We start from the raw sequence: 5,247 nt of genomic DNA on the forward strand, positions 1-5,247 counted from the left end.
TTTTTTATATAGAGGTTTTGACATCTTTTTTTACTAAAATCATCTATTTTCAAGCCTTTGAACTTTTTAGACTATCTATTTATATATATCCTAAAATATAGATTTTACTCACATTTTTCCCAATTTAACAAGGTAAACATTTTCTTATATATAAAATCAAAAAATGGCAAAGATAGAAGCAACTTTCTAATCTTTACCATTTATACAACTCTTAAAAAAAATTATTTCTTCTTTATATATGGAAGTTTTATATACACCTTTACTCCCTTATTTTCTTTGCTCAATAAATCAATCTGTCCATTGTGAGAAAGAACTATATCTTTGACTATTGCCATACCTAATCCAGAACCTTTATGCGCCTCGCCAGTATTAGTTCCCCTATAATATCTATCAAATACTTTGCCTATATCTTCCTCACAAATCCCTTTTCCGTTATCAGATATAATTATTTCAACTAAATCACTTTTTTGTATCTCTATAACTATATCTACTTTTTTTTCATTATGTATTAGAGAATTGTATACTAAATTGCTTATTGCCCTCTTCATTAGCTTTTCATCTAACTCTAGCTCTATATCATCTTCTACACTATGCATCTCAACGTTGGAATGTTTGTATAAAGGATCGTTTAAAACTTCTATAACCGTTTCCCTAACAAGTGAAACTATATTCACTTGTTTAATATTCATAATCTCCTTATTATCCTCTAGCTTCATAGTTAGGTTTAAATCTTCAACCAAATTCTTTAAGTAATCCGATTTTTCTTCTATAATCTCTGCATATTTTTTTACTTCGCTTTCCGTTAAATCATACGAACCATCCATAAGTTCTGCATAACCTTTAATAGATGCCAGTGGTGTTTTAATATCATGAGAAATATTTGCTATCCAATCTCTCCTCATATTTTGTATTTCAATTCTTTCTTTTTCATTGGCTTCCAACTTAGAAGACAAAATATTCATTTGCTTAAAGACACTTTTATACAATCCCTTTTCTGCTACTTTTTCATATTTTTTTTCATCTGCTAGTTCTTCTATGCCTAAAACCATTTTTTTTATAGGGTCTGTAAGCCTCCTGCTGAATATGTATCCCAAAAAAGCAGCTACAATTAAATCTATAACTATAATCTTTGTAATTATACTTTTAAAACTATTCATAAAAGATGAATTGTCTACCACTATAGTATATTTCCTTATTTTCTTCATAGGAAAAGCAATTAAATAAGTATAGCTTTTATTACCTATTTTTTTATTACCAAATAGTACCTCTGAGTTTCCATCAATACTTCCACCATATTTATAGGCATTTACAATTTCTGAAGGTGTAAGTTTTGTATTTACATTTTGGGGTTTTCTATAACTGCTTACTTCGAGACCATTTTCATCTAATATTTGTATCCAAAGATTTTTTTTAGATAAAGAAGCCTCTCCTTCTTTACTTATTTTTATTTTTCCCTTATCATCTTCAATATATTTTTCAAAGTCTCTCGTATATTTATCTAATTCCTTTTCTTTACCCCTTACAGCATTATCGTTATATACTAAATAAAATCCCGCAAATAAATTTACAAATATTATTATTATAGAGATTAAGCCAAGACTAATAATATACTGTATCGTAAGTTTCGATTTTATCATCTTATTCTCCTATAACTAATTTATAACCTAAGCCTTTCACTGTTTTTATATACTCAGGATTAGAAGGATCTTCTTCTATTTTCTCTCTTAACCTTCTTATATGAACAGTAATCGTGTTATCAAATCCGAAAAAATCTTCTCCCCAAACTTCATTACAAAATCTTTCCTTGCTTATAATTTGATTTTTATTTTCTGCCATATATAGAAACATCTTGTATTCTTTTGCTTTTAACTCAATATCTTGATCCTTCTTTTTAACTTCCATTTTAAGCTTATCTATTGTAAAATCACCTACTTCTAAAACATCACTTAAACTCTCTTTATCCGTAATTGCTATCGTTTCTTCAAATTCTATAACTCTTTTTAATTTTATTTTTATTCTCAATATCAGTTCCTTTATGCTAAAAGGCTTGCTTACATAGTCATCAGCTCCAGTTGCCAAACCAATTATCCTATCTTCTTCGTCTCCTTTTGCAGATAGAAAAATCACTGGCATATTTGATTTCAAACGTATATATCTGCAAATATCATATCCTTCCATATCAGGCAACATCACATCTAAAACTGCTAATTCTATATTTTCTTTATCAATAATTTCTATGGCTTTTTTACCTCTTTCAGCCCTATATATATTTTTAAAGCCTTCCTTTCTTAATGAAATCTCTATAAGATCTAAAAGTTCTACTTCATCATCTACAATTAAAATTCCCTTTTCAAACATACTGTTGTTCATTTATAAACCCCCTTTACAATGCTTTTTAAAATTTGCTCTTTAAAGATGGATTTATTATTTATATCTTTATCTGAATAATATAAAGATACTTAAGTATATTATGTATAAAAAATCCTTCTATGACTTTATTCTATCACAGAAGGATTGTATTTTTAATTAATATGTAATAACTTTACAGAAAATATTGAATCAATAAATATTTTTTTAATTACTTATATAAATGTCGCTATCAAATAAAGGATAACAAGATGTACGGGATAATATATATAGAAGAAATATTTTAATCCCCTACCCTTTTCACCATTGTAAAGAAGCATAGGAATTGCTGCAAAAACCATCATCCATTGAACACTATTTTTATTTATAATATATACAAATACTGAAAGTGCTACTAAAACTAAAACTTGTATTATTCTATTTTCTCTAAATATATAAAATAGTAATCCCAATAGCACCATTGCTGCTCCACCTTCAACCATTAAATTGGGAAATGACATCAATATCATAAGTAGTATTCTATATCCATCTGGAACTATCCCATCTTTTGCAGTTAGCATTATTATCATATTGATAAATACCATAACTACAATAGGAATAAGTGAAATACCAATACCTTTAAAAATTTCTTTTACTTTCTTTGTCTTTATCCCATCTTTTATATAATCCCAGGCTAACATATATACAGCTACTGTACAAAACGTCTTAAAAGCATTATTTGCAAATACTATATTATCATTTGGAAATAGCTCTGTTACAGTCATGCTTATTACTGTCATTGCTATGCCTGCTATAAGCATCCTTATAATGTATCCTTTTTTGCTTTTAGTATAATGAAAACCCTCCGCAGATAAAAATAAAAATATTGGAAATACCATCCTACCTAGCATGTGCAACAGCATGAAATTTCCTGTTGAATACCAAAATTCATAAATATGATCTCCAAGCATAAGTATTGCCGCAAAAATCTTTAAGTTTGTACCGTTAAATATACTTCTCCAGTTTGAGCTTCTTGTCATTAATTTTTCCATCTAATAATACCTCTCTTTCAACTATTCTAATTTATGTTTTAAATAAGCTCTCTTATCTATACTCCTAGTATATTCGCCCTAAATTAAATGATGATAACGCCAATCTTAAATTAACATTAAATCGATTAAACTATTTATATATATTTTTACATAAAAAAACTCCCTTGTTCTACAAGGAAGCTTTGTATATTTCTTAATTTTTTTCTAAAAGACTTTTTTCATCAATTTCTTTATCAAAATTCCAAGGATTTTTTCTAATTAATCCATCTGAAAAAGGTATAAATATAGATACTATCGCTGATATTGCCAAAAGATAGATAAACCAAGTATATGGAAGAACTTCAAGCGGAGAAACTTTTCCATTAGAAAAACTTGTTACTATTAGCATCTGAGCCCCGTAAGGAATTAGCCCCTGAAATACCGTTGAAAAAGTACTTAATAAAGCTGCACTTCTCCTTGGATCTATCTTGTATTTATAGCATATTCTCTTTGCAATTTCACCATTTATTATTATTGATACAGTATTATTTGCAACTGCAATATCTGTAATAGACACTAGGGCTGATATTCCTAGCTGAGCAGTTTTCTTTCCCTTTATAAATTTTTGTATATTTACAAGAAGATATGATATTCCACCTGCTTTATTTACCATTTCTGCCAATCCTCCAGTTAATAGGGAAAGTAAAAATATATCGGTCATTCCTGTAAAACCGCTATATATAGACTGGAATAAAGTTAGAAGGTTTAGGTCTCCAAAGTAAATACCTATTGCCCCTGCAAAAATAGTTCCTCCTATTAGTACCATAAAAACATTCATTCCAAATATAGCCGTTACTAAAACAAATATATATGGGAGAACTTTTATAATATTGAACTGATGATCTCCCGTGCTTACTACAGTATCTGGCTTTGCAAATAGAATGAGCAAAACAATTGTTATTATTGCAGGCAAGACTGTCAACCAAAGATTAAGTTTGAATTTATCCTTCATATCACAACCTTGAGTTCTTGTAGATGCTATGGTCGTATCTGATATTATCGATAAATTATCCCCCAACATTATACCACCCAAAACGCAGCCCATCATTAGCGGTAATGAAGTTCCGGATTTTTCTGCCACTGCTATTGCAATTGGTCCTACTGCAGCTGCACTTCCTACTGACGTTCCCGTAGCCGTAGCAATAAAAGCTGATATTACAAAAACTCCTGCGGCTAGGTATTGTGGTGGAATGTATGTAAGACCTAAGTTTACAGTAGAATCTATACCTCCCATAGCCTTGCAAACAGAGGCAAATCCACCTGCCAACAAATATATAATACACATAATAATAATATTAGAATCCCCACATCCCTTTATGAAGGTATCAAATTTATCACTGAACTTGCCCTTTATAATTAAAAAAGCTGCTATTATACCTATTACTACTGCAAGTGGTGCGGGAAATTGATAAAACGCCATTTCTACACCTTTTAATTGAAGTATTATTCCACTTCCAAGGTATACTCCTATAAAAACTAAAAAGGGAATTAGAGCTTTTCCATTGGGAGCAATCTCTAATTCATCTTTAGAAATTTTTTCTGCTCTTTCATTTTCAAATTTTATATCTTTCATTTTCACCTCTTTTTCTAGTACTTACACTTTTAAATTTATTGATACTATCTGCATTTTTGCATATATCTTACCTTTTGATATATTATACTAAATATATATTTTTTTCAACTTTTATTAGGATATTTTAAGAAATAAAAAAAGCCTTTCATATGAAAGACTTTTTAAAACATAATGATATTAATATATATTAATATCTCATTATTTGACTTCTACTATACTATTCCCCAGTGTATTATT

4 protein-coding genes are annotated in these 5,247 nt (G+C 28.9%); all 4 read right to left on the bottom strand.

Translation table 11 applies throughout. The features are described from left to right. Positions 1 to 221: 221 nt before the first annotated feature. Positions 222 to 1,637 (bottom strand): HAMP domain-containing sensor histidine kinase, encoded by a 1,416-nt coding sequence (locus BMY82_RS09070; protein WP_091976232.1) that lies wholly within the window; start codon positions 1,635 to 1,637, stop codon positions 222 to 224. 1 nt (position 1,638) lies between these two features. Next, positions 1,639 to 2,370 carry a response regulator transcription factor gene (locus BMY82_RS09075; protein ID WP_091976233.1) on the bottom strand — a complete coding sequence of 244 codons (732 nt, stop codon included), beginning with the start codon at positions 2,368 to 2,370 and terminating at the stop codon, positions 1,639 to 1,641. A 212-nt stretch (positions 2,371 to 2,582) separates the two neighbouring features. Next, the gene (locus BMY82_RS09080) at positions 2,583 to 3,398 is read right to left on the bottom strand and encodes a TraX family protein (protein ID WP_091976234.1); all 816 of its coding nucleotides are present in this window, start codon (positions 3,396 to 3,398) and stop codon (positions 2,583 to 2,585) included. Between the two features lie 193 nt (positions 3,399 to 3,591). Beyond that, positions 3,592 to 5,010: a Na+/H+ antiporter NhaC family protein gene (locus BMY82_RS09085; protein ID WP_091976235.1), complete on the bottom strand. Its 1,419-nt coding sequence runs from the start codon at positions 5,008 to 5,010 to the stop codon at positions 3,592 to 3,594. Positions 5,011 to 5,247 lie beyond the last annotated feature (237 nt).

The organism is Peptostreptococcus russellii (genome assembly GCF_900110295.1).
Classification (GTDB): domain Bacteria; phylum Bacillota; class Clostridia; order Peptostreptococcales; family Peptostreptococcaceae; genus Peptostreptococcus; species Peptostreptococcus russellii_A.

Coding starts and splice junctions, on each gene's coding strand:
- BMY82_RS09070 (WP_091976232.1), bottom strand. CDS start 1,637: ATGATAAAATCGAAACTTACGATACAGTATATTATTAGTCTTGGCTTA.
- BMY82_RS09080 (WP_091976234.1), bottom strand. CDS start 3,398: ATGGAAAAATTAATGACAAGAAGCTCAAACTGGAGAAGTATATTTAAC.
- BMY82_RS09085 (WP_091976235.1), bottom strand. CDS start 5,010: ATGAAAGATATAAAATTTGAAAATGAAAGAGCAGAAAAAATTTCTAAA.
- BMY82_RS09075 (WP_091976233.1), bottom strand. CDS start 2,370: ATGAACAACAGTATGTTTGAAAAGGGAATTTTAATTGTAGATGATGAA.